This is a genomic window from Pseudomonas lijiangensis, assembly GCF_018968705.1.
GTDB classification, from domain to species: Bacteria; Pseudomonadota; Gammaproteobacteria; order Pseudomonadales; family Pseudomonadaceae; genus Aquipseudomonas; species Aquipseudomonas lijiangensis.
The window spans coordinates 4393009-4408725 of the sequence record NZ_CP076668.1; the positions used below are offsets into that span (position 1 = coordinate 4393009).

General features: G+C 58.7%; 19 protein-coding genes. 6 read left to right on the plus strand and 13 right to left on the minus strand.

The features are described 5' to 3' along the window. Positions 1-104: 104 nt before the first annotated feature. Together KQP88_RS18300 and KQP88_RS18305 are read right to left on the minus strand one after the other, a co-directional pair. Entirely contained in the window at positions 105-1418 is a 1314-nt protein-coding gene (locus KQP88_RS18300) for an MFS transporter (protein ID WP_216703833.1), read from the minus strand. 199 nt (positions 1419-1617) lie between these two features. Then, positions 1618-3789 (minus strand): TonB-dependent siderophore receptor, encoded by a 2172-nt coding sequence (locus tag KQP88_RS18305; protein WP_216703834.1) that lies wholly within the window; start codon positions 3787-3789, stop codon positions 1618-1620. 263 nt (positions 3790-4052) lie between these two features. Here KQP88_RS18305 and KQP88_RS18310 point away from each other — a divergent pair, with 263 nt between their 5' ends. After that, positions 4053-4358, plus strand: a complete 306-nt coding sequence (locus KQP88_RS18310; RefSeq protein WP_117166122.1) for a PepSY domain-containing protein — start codon at positions 4053-4055, stop codon at positions 4356-4358. Between the two features lie 67 nt (positions 4359-4425). Here the strand turns inward: KQP88_RS18310 and KQP88_RS18315 are convergent, their stop codons facing one another. From KQP88_RS18315 to KQP88_RS18340, 6 genes are all read right to left on the minus strand, one after another. Further along, the gene (locus tag KQP88_RS18315; protein WP_200992686.1) at positions 4426-5598 is read right to left on the minus strand and encodes a PQQ-dependent sugar dehydrogenase; all 1173 of its coding nucleotides are present in this window, start codon (positions 5596-5598) and stop codon (positions 4426-4428) included. A 50-nt stretch (positions 5599-5648) separates the two neighbouring features. Further along, on the minus strand, positions 5649-5963 hold the full coding sequence (locus KQP88_RS18320; protein WP_216703835.1) for a hypothetical protein: 315 nt from the start codon (positions 5961-5963) through the stop codon (positions 5649-5651). A gap of 298 nt (positions 5964-6261) precedes the next feature. Beyond that, a complete protein-coding gene (locus KQP88_RS18325) occupies positions 6262-7431 on the minus strand; it encodes a PAS domain-containing sensor histidine kinase (protein WP_216703836.1) in 1170 nt (389 codons plus the stop codon). Continuing rightward, positions 7421-8242 (minus strand): alpha/beta fold hydrolase, encoded by an 822-nt coding sequence (locus KQP88_RS18330; protein WP_200992689.1) that lies wholly within the window; start codon positions 8240-8242, stop codon positions 7421-7423. Before KQP88_RS18330 ends, KQP88_RS18325 begins: the two co-directional genes overlap by 11 nt. An 82-nt stretch (positions 8243-8324) precedes the next feature. After that, a complete protein-coding gene (locus tag KQP88_RS18335) occupies positions 8325-8762 on the minus strand; it encodes a nucleoside deaminase (RefSeq protein ID WP_200992690.1) in 438 nt (145 codons plus the stop codon). Positions 8763-8797: 35 nt separating this feature from the next. Then, entirely contained in the window at positions 8798-9304 is a 507-nt protein-coding gene (locus KQP88_RS18340) for a hypothetical protein (protein WP_374011474.1), read from the minus strand. Between the two features lie 162 nt (positions 9305-9466). On the opposite strand from KQP88_RS18340, the gene KQP88_RS18345 reads away from it, so the two are divergent. Then, on the plus strand, positions 9467-9880 hold the full coding sequence (locus KQP88_RS18345) for a GNAT family N-acetyltransferase (RefSeq protein ID WP_216705993.1): 414 nt from the start codon (positions 9467-9469) through the stop codon (positions 9878-9880). Between the two features lies 1 nt (position 9881). Here the strand turns inward: KQP88_RS18345 and def are convergent, their stop codons facing one another. From def to KQP88_RS18360, 3 genes are all read right to left on the minus strand, one after another. Next, positions 9882-10421: a peptide deformylase gene (gene def, locus KQP88_RS18350; protein WP_095067525.1), complete on the minus strand. Its 540-nt coding sequence runs from the start codon at positions 10419-10421 to the stop codon at positions 9882-9884. 46 nt (positions 10422-10467) lie between these two features. Next, positions 10468-11430, minus strand: a complete 963-nt coding sequence (locus KQP88_RS18355) for a YihY/virulence factor BrkB family protein (RefSeq protein ID WP_095067526.1) — start codon at positions 11428-11430, stop codon at positions 10468-10470. A gap of 184 nt (positions 11431-11614) precedes the next feature. Next, positions 11615-11806, minus strand: coding sequence for a CsbD family protein (locus KQP88_RS18360; RefSeq protein WP_198727421.1), 192 nt, complete (start codon positions 11804-11806; stop codon positions 11615-11617). A gap of 220 nt (positions 11807-12026) precedes the next feature. Between KQP88_RS18360 and KQP88_RS18365 the strand changes: the two genes are divergently transcribed. Continuing rightward, the gene (locus tag KQP88_RS18365) at positions 12027-12407 is read left to right on the plus strand and encodes a hypothetical protein (protein WP_025261414.1); all 381 of its coding nucleotides are present in this window, start codon (positions 12027-12029) and stop codon (positions 12405-12407) included. 5 nt (positions 12408-12412) lie between these two features. Here the strand turns inward: KQP88_RS18365 and KQP88_RS18370 are convergent, their stop codons facing one another. After that, on the minus strand, positions 12413-12814 hold the full coding sequence (locus KQP88_RS18370) for a DUF2177 family protein (protein WP_216703837.1): 402 nt from the start codon (positions 12812-12814) through the stop codon (positions 12413-12415). Between the two features lie 14 nt (positions 12815-12828). Next, positions 12829-13665 (minus strand): CvfB family protein, encoded by an 837-nt coding sequence (locus KQP88_RS18375; RefSeq protein WP_216703838.1) that lies wholly within the window; start codon positions 13663-13665, stop codon positions 12829-12831. A 297-nt stretch (positions 13666-13962) separates the two neighbouring features. Here KQP88_RS18375 and KQP88_RS18380 point away from each other — a divergent pair, with 297 nt between their 5' ends. The 3 genes from KQP88_RS18380 to KQP88_RS18390 all read left to right on the plus strand — a co-directional run bounded on the left by KQP88_RS18380 (position 13963) and on the right by KQP88_RS18390 (position 15692). Continuing rightward, entirely contained in the window at positions 13963-14151 is a 189-nt protein-coding gene (locus KQP88_RS18380; RefSeq protein WP_025261417.1) for a hypothetical protein, read from the plus strand. A gap of 152 nt (positions 14152-14303) precedes the next feature. Beyond that, on the plus strand, positions 14304-14819 hold the full coding sequence (locus KQP88_RS18385) for a hypothetical protein (protein ID WP_216703839.1): 516 nt from the start codon (positions 14304-14306) through the stop codon (positions 14817-14819). A gap of 144 nt (positions 14820-14963) precedes the next feature. Further along, positions 14964-15692: a TorF family putative porin gene (locus tag KQP88_RS18390; RefSeq protein ID WP_216703840.1), complete on the plus strand. Its 729-nt coding sequence runs from the start codon at positions 14964-14966 to the stop codon at positions 15690-15692. Positions 15693-15717: the final 25 nt, after the last annotated feature.

The following is a 15717-nucleotide window of genomic DNA, read 5'->3' on the forward strand; positions in this document are numbered from 1 at the left end:
CGCCTGTCACGACGCTCCCGCAGAAGGGTTGCGCAATGCCGGGAGGCATTAGCAAGCGTAGCTTCCCGGCAGAGAAATGAAGGATCTGGCGACTGAATGCAGGCTCAACCCCGGCAGGTAAGCCCGTCATCCACGGCCATGCCCTTGTGCAGGCCGAAGACCGCAGCGGTGAGCAAGCCGACACAGCCCATGACCACGCCATAGGCGACGCAGACCCACGGGCTCCAGGGCATCAGGGCGATCAGCATCAGCGGCGTGGTGCTGGCCCAGAGTGCGTAGGCGATGTTGTAGGTGAAGGAGATGCCCGATACCCGGATGCCGGGCGGGAACAATCCCACCATGACCGACGGCACGACCCCGACAATGCCGCAGGCCAGACCGGCCATGGCATAGGCGACCGTCAGCGGCAGCCATTGCAGGACAAGGCTGGCGTACAACACGCCGATGCCCAGCGGCAGCAACAGGCTATAGACGATCACGCCCCGCCAGGCACCGATGCGATCCACCAGCATGCCGGCCAGCACACAGCCGATATTGAGAAAGACAATGCCGACAGCGCTCAGGGCAAAGGTATCGCTGGCGCTGATGCCAAAGCTTTTCTGCATGACGGTCGGGGTAATCACCACCAGCACCACCACGGCGGAGGTCAGCACACAGGTGAGCAAGGCCGCAGGCAGCAGCGACTGGCGATGTTCACGCAATACCTGGCCCAACGGCAGGCCCTGCCTGTTTTCGCGCTGTGCCTGCATGGCAACGAATACCGGGGTTTCGCTGAGCCAGCGACGCAGCCAGACACCCACCACGCCAAATACACCGCCCAGCAGGAACGGAATGCGCCAGGCGTAATCCAGGACTTCCGCAGGTGTGAACACCCGGGCCAGCCAAGTGGCGGTCAGCGCGCCCAGCAGATACCCGAACGTCAGTCCGGCCTGCAAAACCCCGAGGGCATAGCCGCGATGCCCCGCAGGTGCATGTTCGGCGACGAACACCCAGGCGCTCGGCACCTCCCCGCCCACGGCGGCACCTTGCAGGATGCGCAGCGCCAGCAGGGTCAGCGGCGCCCAGTAACCGATCTGCTCGTAGGTGGGCATGATGCCGATCAGCAGGCAGGGTAACGCCATCATCAGGATGCTCAGGCTGAACATCCTCTTGCGGCCCAGACGATCGGCAAAATGCGCCATCAGGATGCCGCCCAGCGGACGGGCCAGATAGCCGGTCACGAAGATGCCGAAGCTTTGCAGCAGGCGCAGCCATTCAGGCATGTCTGGCGGGAAAAACAGCTGGCTGAGGGTCAGGGCGAAGAAAACGAAGATGATGAAGTCGTAGATCTCAAGAGCGCCGCCCAGAGCGGCAAGGCTCAAGGTCTTGTAGTCGGCCCTGGAGAATGGCTGAGGGCGTGGTTTAACAATGGCTGTCATGAAGCCCCCGTAAACATGTCTGAAAAGAACGCCTGCGCGCGCAGGGCGCGAAGGATAGCAAAGCTGGCATTTGTGGGAGGGGCCTTGGCCGCGACGACTTGCTTACAGGCAACACATTTTCAGCGCCTGAAAGCTGGCTGTCGCGGCCAAGGCCCCTCCCACGGATTGTGATCCAGCCCCTGTTTTTTGATGTCCGGCTCTAGAAATTGACCGACGCCGACAGCGTCGCTGTTCTCGGTGCGCCCATGAACAGGTAGTCGTCGCCCAGGTATTCCCCGGCATCGCGCCAGTAGCGCTTGTCGAACAGGTTGTCCACGGTCAGGCGGAACACGGTGTCGTAGTCGCCCAGTCGGGTGCTGTAGCGGCTGCCGATATTGAACAGAGCGTAGTCGTTGACCTTCACCGTGCCCTCGCGGTTCGCATATTTGCTGGCGCTGTATTGCATGCCACCCAGCAACGCCAGGCCACGGATCGGCAGGCTGTAGTCCGCCTGAACACTGGCGCGGTATTTCGGGACATTGAGCGCCTGATGGTCTTCATAAGCCGCCGTGCCACTGTCTTCAACCCGCGCCCGGATCGCCGCTGCACTGGCCGATATTTGCAGACGCTCAGTCACCCAGCCATTGGCGCCCAGTTCCAGGCCCGTATTCTTCTGCTCGCCCTGCTGAACGTAGGTAAAGGTGCCATCGTCGTTGGGCTTCGAATACTGATAAGCCTGACGTGCCTGAAACAGAGCCGCGGTGAAGCTCATGCGCTGCCAGTCGTACTTGATGCCCGCTTCCAGTTGCCGCGAGACGGTGGGCGCAAGAATTTCGCTGGCATTGGTGGTGAACCAGGCCGCCGTACCGCCCAGCGACAGGCCTTTGCTGTAGCTGGTGTAGAGCGAGATGTTTTCCACCGGTTTGTAGATCAGTGCCGCCTGGGGCAGGAAGATCGAGCGCTGGGTATGGCGCTGTTCGCTGCCATCTTCGGCGTAGGCGTACTCGTCGAGACGTACCTGACGCCCGCCCAGAACGGTCTGCCAGTGTTCGTTGAAGCTGATCCGGTCCGTCACGAACAGCCCGTACTGGCGGCTGTCCAGGCGGCGCTCGCTATCCGGCAGCGGCAAGTTCGAAGGCGAGACAGCGTCAGGGGTTGAATCGATGTTGCCCGAGCCGACCATCTCGTTGAAGGTGCCACGGGTATCGACGGTACGACGAAACGCGCTGGTGCCGAAGGTCAGCTCATGTTTGAGCGAGCCGGTGTCGAAGGTGCCGGTCATGGCCGCTTCGACTTCATCGTTGCGGCGGGTATCGTCAGGGCTGCGGAAATCGTAGATGTCGTAGCCACCTTCAGCGCTGAAATGATTGGGCACCGCCTCGGCAGCGCAACTGGCCGAGCCGTAACAGCCCCAGGCGAAGGCGCTGTAGTCGTCGATCACCACACGACTGCGCGAAGCACTGAGGCTGCCCTTCCAGGCGTCGTTGAACCGGTACTCGAAGCGGCCATTCATGTTCAGCGAGTCGATGCCCACCGGGTTCGACCAGCTCTGATAGCCCAGCAGCCTGCGCGGCGAGGCGTTATGAGGCAATGCAGTGCCGCCAAGCAATTGATAACCCGGCACCGAACGCTGCTCTTTGGTCTGGTATTCGACGTCCAGTTGCAGCAGGGCGCGGTCACTGATGTTCCAGTCGAACGCCAGGGAAGCGAAATCACGCTGGCCATCGGCATGGTCGACGTAGGAGCGCAGGTCTTCATGGGCAAGGTTGGCGCGCAGACCGAACTGATTTTCGCTGCCGAACCAGCCGCCGACGTCGGTCGCGATATAGCGCCCGCCGTGCTCATTGGTGGAGACCGTCACAGAGCGCACATCCTGGGCACGTTTGGTCTGGTAGTTGATCAGACCGCCCGGCGAGGCGACACCGCTCTGCAGCCCGGACAGGCCTTTGAGCAGTTCCACCTGCTGTTTGTTTTCCAGCGCCACGTTCTGCTCGCCCGCGATGGTGCGCCCGTTGATGCGATAGCTGTTGGCGGCATTCAGGGAAAAGCCGCGCACCACGAAGTTCTCGTAATAGCCCACCGGGGCATAGCCCTCGCCCACCGAGGCGTCATTGCGCAGGATTTCGCTGAGCAATCTGGCCTGACGGTCCTTGATCAGGGCATCGGTGAATACCGAGACCGACGCTGGGTTGTCCAGCAGAGCCGTCTCGCCAAAGCCGCCGACCGACGCTTCGCGGGCCTGATAATCCGGGCTGGACGCTTCGGCAGTACCCGACACTTTCACAGCCTCCAGATTCACCGTTTCTGCAGCCAGCAGCGGTGAAGTGACAGCCATGCCAAAAGGCAACAGACACGAAACCAGACGCGCAGCAGGTCGGCGTGACGTACTCATCGATGAACTCCAGGGTAACGGGAACCAGGGCAGAGGCGAGCACCATCTGGCCGGGGCAACCTTTTACGTTCACCGCCGTTTTTTTACAACCTCTGCCTGCTCGCGCCGCGCAATGACCCGCAGACCGTTTTCAGGCAAAACAAGCCGTTTCGCATATTTAAGGATGAATTAAGTAAGGCGCATTAATCTGGCTTCAACAAAACAGTTGAACGAACCAACTGGTCAAGCATCCATTTAAGCAGTCCCATCAGAAGGAATACACCATGAAACTTATGCCTGCTCTTTTTACCGCTTTTGCCCTGACCACTGCTGCCGGTATGGCACAGGCTGATATTGGTCCTGACGAAGTGATTCGTCTGCAGAAGTCCGGCGCGGTCGGAGACTTTGAACAGTTCAACAAACAGGCTCTGGCCAAACACCCAGGCTTCCAGATCCACGACACCGAGCTTGAAAGACAAGCTGGCCGTTACGTGTATCAGATCGAGCTGAAAGACGCCAAGGGCGTGGAGTGGGACTTCGAAGTCGACGCCAAGACAGGCGAAGTGCTGCGCGACGCTCAAGACCGCTAAGGGCTCTTCCCAAGCGTTCCAGGCTTGAAAAAACTCCCGCATGACGCGTTCATGCGGGAGTTTTTATTTACTGTTGCAAACCGACTTTAAGCAACTTTCCTTTATCGTCATCGGTCAGCAGATACAAGTAACCATCCGGGCCCTGACGTACATCGCGAATACGCTGTTTCATATCGCCCAGAAAGCGTTCTTCATGAACAATGCGGTCGCCTTCAAACTGCAAGCGGATCAACTCTTCGGTGGCCAGTGCCCCGATAAACACGTTGTGGTCCCAGGCTTTGAAAAGGCCATTGCTGTAAAACGCCATGCCGCTGATACCCGGCGATTTTTCCCACACATGGAACGGCACTTTGGTGCCTTCGACAAACTTGCCCTTGGCTTCCGGGATCGGTTGACCGGAATAGTTGATGCCATGGGTCGCCAGTGGCCAGCCATAGTTCTGGGCACGTTCGATGATATTCAGTTCATCGCCACCCTTGGGACCATGCTCGTTGGTCCACACGGTTCCACTCCAGGGGTTGAGGGCCGCGCCCTGCTGGTTGCGGTGGCCGTAAGACCAGATTTCCGGACGCACGTTGTTCTGCCCGACAAAGGGGTTGTCTTTGGGGACATTGCCATCGGGGTAGATACGCACGACCTTGCCCTGCAGCTTGTCCAGATCCTGGGAGGTGGCGCGGTCGTTGTTTTCACCCAGGGCGATAAACAGGTAGCCGTCGCGGTCAAAGACCATCCGCGAGCCGAAGTGGTTACCCACCGACAGTTTTGGCTGCTGGCGGAAAATCACGGTGAAATCTTCCAGTTTGGTCAGGTCGGCCGACAGACGACCACGGCCGGCAGCGGTGCCTGCGGTTTCGCCTTCGGCAGCCGTCTTGCCACTGCCTTCGGAGTAGGTCAGGTAGACCATACGGTCCTTGGCGAAATCAGGGGACAGCACCACGTCCAGCAAGCCGCCCTGCCCTTTGGCCCAGACTTGCGGAACACCCGAGATCGGGCCGGAGAGCTTGCCGTCCGGCGAAACGACGCGCAGATTGCCTGAGCGCTCGGTCACCAGAATGCCTTTCTTGTCCGGCAGGAACGCCAGCGCCCAAGGATGATCCAGCCCGCCTGCCACTTCGCTGACACTGACAGTGCCCAGTTCGCTCTTGTATTGCTTCACGGCCTCGTCGGCCGCGCTGGCAGTCAACGGCAGGCTCGACATCGCCGTGGCACACATTGCCGCGATCAGGGTTTTTCTAAACATGGGCGATTCCTTATGCATTGAGTAGAGGTCCCGACTACTGCGGGGATGGGTTATGGGCGTTTGGGAGTCGTGTTCTGGTTGTTCTGGATGGTCGGGCTGGGCTGTGGCTGCCGGGTTGGATAGCCATTGCGGATCCCGCCGTTTTCCAGTGTAGGTTGGCGAGGTGCGGGGACGATGTTGGGTTGCACCTGCGGCGTGCTGGGCTGGGTGCCCTGGCGACTGTTGGGGTTGGAGCGGTGGATCGGGCTGTTATAGGGGTTGCTGGTAGCCCCGTTGCGGCCCGGCTGATCCTGCGCCTGGGCAACGCCGATACCTGAAAGGCCCACCAGCATCACCATTGCGAGGTTTCGCACAAAACTGTTCATCACTTGCCCTCAAGGGAAATGGTTAGGCTTTGATAGCGATTGGGTTATCAGGTTCGGCCTTGCATGGCAGATGAGCAAGTTTATAAGGAGGGAGTTTGTAACAAGGATGGTCTGAATGCGGTGTCTGAGGGCCTTCGCGAATGAATTCGCTTAGGCATACGCATCACTTGTGGGAGGGGCCTTGGCCGCGACGACCCAGCTTACAGACAACGCATTTTTCAGTACTTCATGAAGCTGTCGCGGCCAAGGCCCCTCCCACGGATTACCTTGCCACCTCTCATTTCCCCTACCAAACGAATCAGGCTCGCTGCGGAATACTCGCGGTAAAGGTCGTGCCATGTTCGGGGTTGGAGAGGACGATCACTTCACCCAGGTGCGCCCGGACAATTTCCCGGACAATGAACAACCCCAGCCCGACACTGCGACTTTCGGTGTCACTGGCGCTATGCACAGCGGGCTCGAACAGGCTCTCGATCTGCTCGGGCGGTATCGGCTCACCGAAGTTATGCACCGAGAGGCGCATCAGGTGTGGCTCCAGAGTCGAGGTCACCACGATTTCGCCATCTGCCGAACCGTAGTTGTTGGCGTTGACCACCAGATTGCCGATGACCTGCCCCAGGCGATCAGCATCGGCATGGCATGGGCCTTCGCCTTCACGGCGATGAGTGATGACATGGCCGGGGAATGACTGGCGCAACTCTTCGACACTGCGCTCCGTCACGGCATGCAGATCAATGGCCTGAGGCGTGACCGAAATCCCGCGTCCGACCCTGGCATCGGTGAAGTCCAGCAGGTCGACGATCATGCGCTGGGCGCGGTCGGTCGCATGGTTGATATGGCCCAGCATGCGTTCCTGTCTTGGCTCCAGTGCGCTGCGACCCAGCAGACCGGAGGCCATCTTGATCGCCGCCAGCGGGTTGCGCAGGTCGTGACTGAAAATGCTCACCATCTGCTCGGCAAAGATTGCCCGGATTTCCGCCTCGACATGGGCCAGACGCAAGCGGTTGCGGGCCGACGTCAGTTCGGTCTGGACGCTCATCTGTTGCAGCAGCAGCTCTTCGGCAAGCTTTTGCGCCGACAGCAGCTCACGCTCGTATTTGTTGCGTTCTTCGGCGATAAAAACCGCCAGCTCATGAAAAAAGGCGCCGTCATGTTCCCGGCGTATGCCGTTGAGCATCATCGGGATGGAGCGACCGTCCGCATGAATCAGCTCAAGTTTGACTTCGGCAACCGAACCCCGGGCATGGAGCAATGGCGCCCAGTGGGTCTGATGGAAAATCTTGCCCGCCATGTTCAGCAGGTCTTGAAACCGCCGCCCCAGCAACGCCTCACGCTCCACACCCAGCCAGACGCAGAAGGTCTGGTTGACCCGCTCGATGGTGCCGTTTTCCCGGGTCAGCAATAAACCACAGGGAGCGCCCTCGAACAGGTCGTTGCCGTCAGGCACGGCAAGCGCATCAGATGACATGTTCTGCATATCCAAAAGGTTGCAGAAACTCACTCATTGCTGCGACACAGGCCTTCGGAGCACTCATATGAGGGTAATGACCCACGTTCTCGATCACGCGCAATGTACTGTTCTCAATGACACGGTTGAGGTATTCCCCCACCTGAACGGGAACGATCATGTCATCACTGCATTGCAGAATCAGGGTCTGGCTGGAAAAACCCTCAACGTCCTTGCGGTGGTCAGACATGAAGGTCACACGGGCAAACTGCTTGGCAATATCGGCATTGGTGCTACAGAAACTGTCAGCCAGTTCCTCGCCCAGTTCAGGCCGGTCGGCAGAGCCCATGAGCGTCGGCGCCATGGTGCTGGACCAGCCCAGGTAGTTGCTTTCCAGGGTATGGAGCAATGAGTCGATGTCCGTACGGCTGAAACCGCCGACGTAGCCTTCATCATCAAGGTAGCGCGGCGACGGGCCGACCATGATGTGCGCGGCAAAACGACCGGGCTCCTGAAGCTCGGCCAGCACGGCGATCATGGCGCTGACCGAGTGCCCGACATGAATCACCGGGCCGGAATTGGCGAAATCACGGACCACTTCCAGCAGATCGCTGGCATAGCCGCGCAGGGAGGCGTATTTATGCGGGATGTAAGCCGATAGCTCAGACTTGCCGCTGCCTACCAGGTCGAACAGCACGACCTTGAAATGCTTGGCAAATACAGGCGCAATAAAGCGCCACATGTTCTGGTTGCAGCCAAAACCGTGAGCAAAAATCAATGTGGCCGGTCCGTCGCCCATGACGTTTACATTGTTGCGTCGCTGAACCGGCATTACGGGCTCCGAGCTTCATGAAGTACTGAGCCGAGATTATCACCCTTCAGAGAGCCCGCGAAGGACTGATATCACAAAGCCTTTATTCTCCGATATCTTCACTCCACAGTTCGGGCTTGCTGGCGATGAAACCGTGCATCATGTGCTGGCACGTCGCGTCGTGCAGCACATCGACTTGCACCCCGCGAGAGCGCAACAGTTCTTCCTCGCCCATGAATGTCTCGTTTTCGCCCACGATGACCTTGCCGATGCCGTAGAGCAGAATCGCCCCGCTGCACATCGCACAGGGCGACAAGGTGGTGTAGAGCACCGAATCCCGGTAGACGCTGGCAGGCTGGCGGCCGGCGTTTTCCAGTGCGTCCATCTCGCCATGCTTGATGGCGCTGCCCTCCTGAACCCGGCGATTGTGTCCACGGCCAATGATCTTGCCATCGTGAACGATGACCGAACCGATAGGAATCCCGCCCTCAGCCAATCCCTGTTGCGCCTCGTCAATGGCGGCCTGCATGAATAGGTCCATGGTGTTTTCCTCGCTTTCGCTGTTTCTTTCAATACCTAGCGGGCGAGCGACTTCTGCGCATTGCCCAGTGCTTGGGCAACGAAGGTCTTCAGCAGTTCGGACGAACGCTCCTTCATCCGGGCGCTGACTTCGTTGTTTCTGGCCTTGAGTTTGTTCATCAAGGGCAAGGAGCCGCTGCCTTCATTGAGGGACTGCAATTCCTGCGCCGAAAAGGACTGGGCGTAGGCGGACGCAAGGTTGCGGTCCCATTGCACCTGATAAGTGGGCTGCAGGCGTTGCAGTTCTTTCTGCACCAGATCCTGAGCCTGGATCTTGCCAATCGATTCCACGATGCTGCCAAAGGTGACGGTGCGTGAAGCGACCTGATACCCCAGCCAGCCCAGACTGTCCCCCAGGCGACGCTCCTGAACGAACAGCAGCGCCGTCTCGTCCGCTTCATCGGCATGAGCGTTCTGGGCCAGCGCCCAACTCAACAGCAGGATGCATCCCAGGAACATCAGGCGTGTCCTGGATACAACGGGCAGACCGCGATGGTCGTTCATGGCCTCCTCCTGAGATGAATTGACAGCACTTTTGAACTTAACAGTTAATCCGCGCTTTACCAGAGTCGGCGTCGTATCCCGGCGATTCATGCCGCTATCAGGAATATCTGTCTGCCAGGGCGATGATTTATGCTTGCCCGCCTCGAAGACCAGAGCCCGATCATGTCCGACATTCAGTTCAGCACCCTGCCCGACACCTGCCGCCCTTTGCTGGACAAGTTCTACCGCGAACACAAGTCCTCCATGCGCGCTGTGCCTCGCGGAACGCTGTGGGTGGCGAAGCAAACGCAGATCGTCGGCGCTCTTTGCCTGAGCGAAGTCGCTGACGGGCATTGGCTGACGGGGCTGTTCGTGGACCCGCAACAGCGTAGCCAAGCGATTGCTCGCCGTTTGATCGGCCATGCAGTGGAACCATTGAACGGTCCGGTCTGGCTGTTCTGCCATCCGGACCTTCAGGCGTTCTATGCAGTGAGCGGTTTCGAGACGGCCCAGAGGCTGCCGCATTCACTGGGGGAAAAGTTCATGCGCTTCAGCCGCAGCAAGGCGCTGGTTGCCTTGTGCCGGACCGGCGCCTGAGTCATTCGTCGGCGTTGGGGTCCATGTCCGGGAACATGACCTCGATAAAGCCGAACTTGCTGAAATCCGTGATCCGCGAAGGGTACAGACGACCGATCAGGTGATCGCATTCGTGCTGAACCACGCGGGCATGAAACCCCTGGGCGGTGCGCTGGATCGGCTGGCCGTCCGGGTCGAAGCCTTCGTAGCGAATGCTCTGGTAACGATCGACCATGCCTCGCAGGCCGGGCACCGAAAGACAACCTTCCCAGCCTGCTTCAAGGGTCGGGCTCAAAGGCGTGATCAGCGGGTTGAGCAGGATGGTCTGGGGCACGGCTTCGGCCTGGGGATAGCGCTCGCTGCGCTCGAAACCGAATATCACCAGTTGCAGATCGACACCGATCTGCGGTGCCGCAAGGCCGACGCCGCCGACACTTTCCATAGTCTCGAACATGTCGGCAATCAGCGTCTTGAGTTCGCTGCTGCCGAACATCTCGCGGGGCACGGGAGGCGCGATGCGCAGCAAGCGCTCGTCGCCCATCTTCAGAATCTTGCGGATCATGATGAGTGTCGGTCTCTCGAACGAAAAGGCGATTCTGGACCCTGATTCAGGATTCGTCAGCCTTTAATGTGCTGTGTACCGAATGATCGCGCCCCAGCCCCGAAACATGCTGTTTGGCGGTGGAGTCCACGCCATTGTCGCCGGCTTCTTTTTCACCGGCATCCTTGCCTTCCTGGGACATGTGCTCGATCACCGCATTCATTTCCGCCCCCAGCAGCAACACCGCGGCCGAAATGTAGAAATACAGCAACAGCACAATGATTGCGCCGATGCTGCCGTACATGGCGTTGTAGTCGGCAAAGGTCTTGACGTAGAAACCGAACCCCAGGGAAGCGATGATCCACACCACCACGGCCAGCACGGAGCCTGGGGTAATGAAGCGGAATTCCTGTTTCACGTCGGGCATGACGTAGTAGATCAAGGCCACGGCAACCATCAGCAGCAGGATGATCATCGGCCAGCGCAATACGGTCCACAGTGTGACGATGAAGTCTTCCATGCCGATCTGCGAAGCGAACCAGCTCATGACCTGCGGGCCGACCACCATGAAACCGGCTGCGGCCAGCAGCATGCCGGCAATGCCCACGGTGTAGAGAATCGATAGCGGAAAACGCTTCCAGATGGGGCGCCCTTCGACCACGTCGTAGGCCGCATTCATGGCGCTCATCATCAGGCGTACGCCAGCTGAAGCGGTCCACAGCGCAATGACGATACCGATGGACAGCAGGCCGCCCTTGGATTGCTGCAACTGGTCGATCACCGGGTTGACCTGTTCCAGCGCCTGGGGCGGCAGAACCAGTTCCGATTGCAGGCGCAGCCAGGAAAAGAAATCCGGCAAGTGCAGGAAACCGATCAGGGCAATGAGGAACAGCAGGAACGGAAACAGCGAGAACAGCATCTGGTAGGCCAGTGCCGACGCGTAAGTAGACATCTCGTCATCGAGAAATTCGGTGACGGTACGAACCATCACTTTGCCCAGTGGCAATTGACGCATGTGAGGAAAGATCATGGCGTCTCCTTGCGCTAAACCCTTTTACATTATATCGCCGGGCCGACAGTTGCGATTATGCGGCTGCCCATGTGCCAACAGTGTTGCAGTGGCGTCAAATGGACTGAGCGCGCTGTAAAAGGTTTCAAGCCATGATGGATAAAGGCCATCTCGGCGATGACCTCTATCCGGTTTTCCTGTGAAACTACGCTTTGTCTACGCCCTTTTTCACGGCGTCCTTGGCTTTACCCTTGAGTTGCTGGGCTTCGCCCTTGAGCTCCTGGGCTTTGCCTTCGGCCTTCAAACTGGAGTTATCGGTTGCCTTGCCGATGCCTTGCTTCACGTTGCCGATTGCTTCGTTGGCCATGCCTTTGATTTTATCGCCAGTACTACTCATGAAGTATCTCCCGGGTCTTGAAGACCGTTCTGGAATCAAATGTCGTAACCTCGACACCATGATTGACCGGGGGCAATTGAGCAGAGTTTCAATTATTTTCTGACCAAAGCATGCCGTTCGTCCGCTGATGGGCAGGCCTTGTTTACGGTGTTTGTGCGAGAATGCGCGTCGCAGTCAGTCTGTGCCCGGCACACTGAACAAACCGATTCACAGGAACGTTATGAAACTCGATAAAAAGCTGGCCATCGCACGCAGGAACCAGGATCTGGGCGGCGCAGTGCTGGGCATCAACAACACCCATTTCGCCATTCTGGACACCAAGCGCAACATCTGGTGGTTCGACCTGCCTGTGACACGCCTGCAAGTGGGCCAGTACGAGTGGCTGCATCTGCTGCTGCACACGCCTGCGACCGATCAGTTGCTGCACCTGAAGGTGACCACCGTGTTCATGCGCGATCACATGGAAGGCCTGGAAGTACGCAACGCCGGCAAACGCAAGCCGACCGTGAGCCTGGAACTGAGCGCCGACAAGGACTCGTTCCTCAAAGACATGCGCCCCAAGGGCAGCAACCTGAGCTTTGCGGGTTTTCTGCAGAAGTAAGGCGTTCAGGCCAGGCGGCGTGTCGCCAGATACCCCGCCGTTGCGGCCAGGGCTGAAACCACGGTTCCCCAGGCCAGATCGACAAGGGCCAACTGTGCCGGCCAGCCTTGCAAGGTCGCCCAGTTGGTCAGATCGTAAGTGCCGTAGGCGATCAGCCCCAACAGCCCGCCATAGAGGCTGGCATGCCCAGTGCGTTGCACCTTGAGCGCGGGCAGGACCGCGAATATCACCAGCCCCGCCCCATACAACAGATAGAACACCAGCGCAGGCCCGAGCAGTGGCGTGGCCAGCATCAGCGACCCGAGCCAGTCCCGGTAGGTCGAGCCCATGAGCAATCCCAGCCAGACACCGTCCAGGATCAGAAAAGCCAGAAGCGTACCGAAGTAAGCCGTGAGGATTTTTTTCATGGGCGCACCCTGTATCAGGTCAGTTCGATACGGTCAGGGTGAATCACAATCTGACCTTGTTTATACAAGGCACCAATCGCTTTCTTGAAGTTCCCTTTACTGACACCGAACAAGCCGCTGATGACCTGCGGATCGCTCTTGTCGCTGACCGGCAGCACGCCGTTGCTCTCACGCAGCTTGGCGAGAATCTTGGAGTTCAGGCTGTCAGCGGCTTCAGCACCCACGGGTTGCAGGCTCAGGCTGATATTGCCATCGGAGCGGACTTCCTTGATGAAGCCTTTTTCCTGTTTGCCAGGGCGCAGGAACTTGAACACTTCGTTCTTGTGGATCAGGCCCCAGTGCTTGTTGTTGATGATCGCCTTGAAGCCCATGTCGGTGGCTTCGGCAACCAGCAGGTCGACTTCCTGCCCAGCGCTGTAATTGGCCGGTGTCTTGTCCAGGTAACGATCCAGGCGCGCAGTGGCGGTGATGCGGCGCGTTTTCTTGTCCAGATAGACATGCACCACACAATAATCACCGGCCTGCAGAGTGCGCTTTTCTTCGGAGTACGGCAGCAGCAGGTCCTTGGGCAGCCCCCAGTCCAGAAACACGCCGATGCTGTTGACCTCGACCACCTTGAGGCTGGCGAACTCACCGACCTGAACCTTGGGTTTTTCAGTGGTGGCGAGCAGCTTGTCCTCGCTGTCCAGATAGACGAAAACGTTGAGCCAGTCTTCATCTTCAGAAGGGATATCCTTGGGGATATACCGATTGGGCAGCAGGATTTCGCCATCCGGCCCACCGTCCAGGTACAGACCGAAGTTGGTGTGCTTGACCACTTGCAAGCTGTTGTAACGCCCGATTAAAGCCATTTGCAGATACCCTCATTACGTGGGCGGCATTCTACCCGACTTTGCGCCTGCATTCGCGCTGCACACCGCATGCGCTGCCCGTCCGGGCCCCGCTCGTCAGTTGCCATGGTCAGCAGAAACTTTCGGCAGCCATCGCGCCTCGCCCCAACTCTTCATTAAAAACAGCCAGTTAAGCGCGTAATGACACGTCTCGATGCGTGTCGAGCCTGTCCGCTCATGCCACTCAAGCCCCAGATAAGCCAGCAGGAACCCGCCCTTTCCTGTACGATGGCTGGCCGTACGAAGTTTATGAAGGTTATGGCAGTCATGCGTATCAAGGCATCCCACACCAAAGCAAAACCAGCTCCAGCCGTTGAAACGAGCGATTCGATCAATGCCCAGATCGCAGCTTTCCTCAAGTCCGGCGGCGAAATCCAGCAAATCGCCAAAGGCGTGAGCGGCCAGACCTTTACCCCGTCCAAGCACATCAACCTCGGCAAGAAGTAATTCTCCCCGACTGCTTTGCGGTTTCTATGCGCCTTGCCAAAACAGGGCGCTAGCTACACCTCCCGTCTCACTGCTAATCTCCTTCGGTATCTCCAAACCAAGAGCAGGAAACGCTCTGGTAGCAGACCCCTTTTGCTTTGCGGAATGCTTGAATGAAGAACTGGATGCTTTTCGGCGCTCTGATTTACCTCGGTGGTTGTGCCTCGCAGCATTGCGAAAACGGCCCCAATGAAAATCCCCACACTGACAGCCAGTGCCGTGCAGGCCACTTGCTGTATCAGCACGACATGCTTCAGGCCAAGCTGCTGATCAGCGAAGCGGATCGTGAAAACTATGAACTGGCAGAAGCCATGCTGCGACGCGCCGCCATCGACGATGCTTCCGGCGAAGCCGAGTTCTATCAGGCGATACTGCTGATTCGCGAACAGGCCGATCAGAAGCAGATCATCGATCTGTTGCAGACTGCGGCCGACAAATACAAGCATCCTCTGGCCATTGCCCTGCTCTCCCAGCAACTGAGCATGAGCGATCCGGAAAAGTCCGAACGCTATCGCGCCGAGTATGCCGAGCTGGATGTTGCCAAGAGCGGCTACCCCTCGTTCGAGCAGGCTCTGGTAGTGATTCGCGGGCTGGTCATCCCGCCCGGCGAGACAACGGCCAGCAACTGACGCTCCTGCGGATCGACGAACGGTCCGCATCCCCGGCATTTCATCGGTATGCTTGCGAGGCTCTAGCTCGCGGCTTGTGTCGGGCCCTGCGCCGATTTCGATACGCCATTATGACCACACTCCTCGACGCACAAGGAGTGAGCCATGCTCAACCCTCGATTACAGATACTCGCCCTCGGCACCGTTCTGGTGTGCCAGCAGGCCTCTGCCCAGGTCCTGGAACGCAGCCTTGGCGACTTCAATCTGAAACTGGCGACGACTCCCGCCCGCAGCATGGCCCAGGGGCTGGTGACACCCAGCGGCAGTTCCGGCTCTTTCCACGGCGGCCTGGACCTGACCCATGACAGCGGCTTCTACTTCGGCCAGTGGTCCCCGAACATGGGCATCAATGCCGATACCTCTCTTGAAGTCGACTCCTACATGGGTTTCAAGAAACCCTTCGACAACACCCTGGGTTACGAACTGGGGGTGATTCGCTACAGCTATCCCGATACCAGCCAGATCGACAGCCATGAGTTCTATGCCGGGTTGCGCGTGCTCAACAGCCGGGTTGGCGCGGCCTTCAGTAACGATGTCGGCACTCGCAACAGCACGGTCTTCATCGACCTGGGCGGGATTGAGCAACTGGGTCTCGGGGTTCGCATGCAATACGCCAATCACCAGTTCGACACGCCACAGGCCGGCGATGACGGTTCATTGATCAACGGCTTCAACGACTGGTCCCTGAACCTGTCGCGGCCATGGCTGGGGATCGACATGAACCTGATCTACAGCGGCTCAAGCCTCAGCGGCAGTGATTGCAGTGTCTACAGCGGCCACAATCCGTATTGCGAGGGGACGTTTACGATCAAGGCCGTTCGCTCATTCTTCTAGGCCCTGCACGACACTTCCCGTAACC

Coding starts and splice junctions, on each gene's coding strand:
- KQP88_RS18320 (WP_216703835.1), bottom strand. CDS start 5,963: ATGAACAGTTTTGTGCGAAACCTCGCAATGGTGATGCTGGTGGGCCTT.
- KQP88_RS18305 (WP_216703834.1), bottom strand. CDS start 3,789: ATGAGTACGTCACGCCGACCTGCTGCGCGTCTGGTTTCGTGTCTGTTG.
- KQP88_RS18355 (WP_095067526.1), bottom strand. CDS start 11,430: ATGATCTTTCCTCACATGCGTCAATTGCCACTGGGCAAAGTGATGGTT.
- KQP88_RS18315 (WP_200992686.1), bottom strand. CDS start 5,598: ATGTTTAGAAAAACCCTGATCGCGGCAATGTGTGCCACGGCGATGTCG.
- KQP88_RS18385 (WP_216703839.1), top strand. CDS start 14,304: ATGAAGAACTGGATGCTTTTCGGCGCTCTGATTTACCTCGGTGGTTGT.
- KQP88_RS18375 (WP_216703838.1), bottom strand. CDS start 13,665: ATGGCTTTAATCGGGCGTTACAACAGCTTGCAAGTGGTCAAGCACACC.
- KQP88_RS18325 (WP_216703836.1), bottom strand. CDS start 7,431: ATGTCATCTGATGCGCTTGCCGTGCCTGACGGCAACGACCTGTTCGAG.
- KQP88_RS18345 (WP_216705993.1), top strand. CDS start 9,467: ATGTCCGACATTCAGTTCAGCACCCTGCCCGACACCTGCCGCCCTTTG.
- KQP88_RS18390 (WP_216703840.1), top strand. CDS start 14,964: ATGCTCAACCCTCGATTACAGATACTCGCCCTCGGCACCGTTCTGGTG.
- def (WP_095067525.1), bottom strand. CDS start 10,421: ATGATCCGCAAGATTCTGAAGATGGGCGACGAGCGCTTGCTGCGCATC.
- KQP88_RS18360 (WP_198727421.1), bottom strand. CDS start 11,806: ATGAGTAGTACTGGCGATAAAATCAAAGGCATGGCCAACGAAGCAATC.
- KQP88_RS18365 (WP_025261414.1), top strand. CDS start 12,027: ATGAAACTCGATAAAAAGCTGGCCATCGCACGCAGGAACCAGGATCTG.
- KQP88_RS18335 (WP_200992690.1), bottom strand. CDS start 8,762: ATGGACCTATTCATGCAGGCCGCCATTGACGAGGCGCAACAGGGATTG.
- KQP88_RS18310 (WP_117166122.1), top strand. CDS start 4,053: ATGAAACTTATGCCTGCTCTTTTTACCGCTTTTGCCCTGACCACTGCT.
- KQP88_RS18300 (WP_216703833.1), bottom strand. CDS start 1,418: ATGACAGCCATTGTTAAACCACGCCCTCAGCCATTCTCCAGGGCCGAC.
- KQP88_RS18380 (WP_025261417.1), top strand. CDS start 13,963: ATGGCAGTCATGCGTATCAAGGCATCCCACACCAAAGCAAAACCAGCT.
- KQP88_RS18330 (WP_200992689.1), bottom strand. CDS start 8,242: ATGCCGGTTCAGCGACGCAACAATGTAAACGTCATGGGCGACGGACCG.
- KQP88_RS18340 (WP_374011474.1), bottom strand. CDS start 9,304: ATGAACGACCATCGCGGTCTGCCCGTTGTATCCAGGACACGCCTGATG.
- KQP88_RS18370 (WP_216703837.1), bottom strand. CDS start 12,814: ATGAAAAAAATCCTCACGGCTTACTTCGGTACGCTTCTGGCTTTTCTG.